Source organism: Streptomyces hazeniae (genome assembly GCF_031845485.1).
In the GTDB taxonomy this organism is placed as follows: domain Bacteria; phylum Actinomycetota; class Actinomycetes; order Streptomycetales; family Streptomycetaceae; genus Streptomyces; species Streptomyces hazeniae.
The window spans coordinates 1-445 of the sequence record NZ_JAVREQ010000193.1 but is presented as its reverse complement, the minus strand read 5'-3'; the positions used below and the strand labels follow the sequence as shown (position 1 = coordinate 445).

Below are 445 nucleotides of genomic sequence, written 5' to 3'. Positions count from 1 at the left end.
ACTATGGAGAACATGAGCGACGCGACCCTCTCACCGGCACTGACCGACACGGAACTCGAGCAGCTCAACGCCTACTGGCGAGCGGCCAACTATCTGTCCGTCGGCCAGATCTATCTACTGGACAACCCGTTGCTCCATGAGCCGCTGGCCGCGGAGCACGTCAAACCGCGCCTGCTGGGGCACTGGGGTACCACCCCGGGTCTGAACCTGCTGTACGCCCACCTCAACCGGATCATCCGCGAGCGCGACGCGAACATCATCTATGTGACCGGGCCCGGCCACGGCGGTCCGGGCCTGGTGGCCAACGCCTATCTTGAAGGCACCTACAGCGAGGTCTACACCGGAATCGGCCAGGACACCGACGGCCTGCGGAAACTGTTCCGCCAGTTCTCGTTTCCCGGCGGGATTCCCAGTCACGTGGCCGCCGAGACACCCGGTTCCATCC

Annotated in this window: 1 protein-coding gene; it reads left to right on the top strand. The window is 64.5% G+C overall.

The features are described from left to right. Window positions 1–12: 12 nt before the first annotated feature. On the top strand, window positions 13–445 hold a 433-nt coding region (locus tag RM572_RS29275; RefSeq protein WP_449657231.1), incomplete at its 3' end, for a phosphoketolase family protein.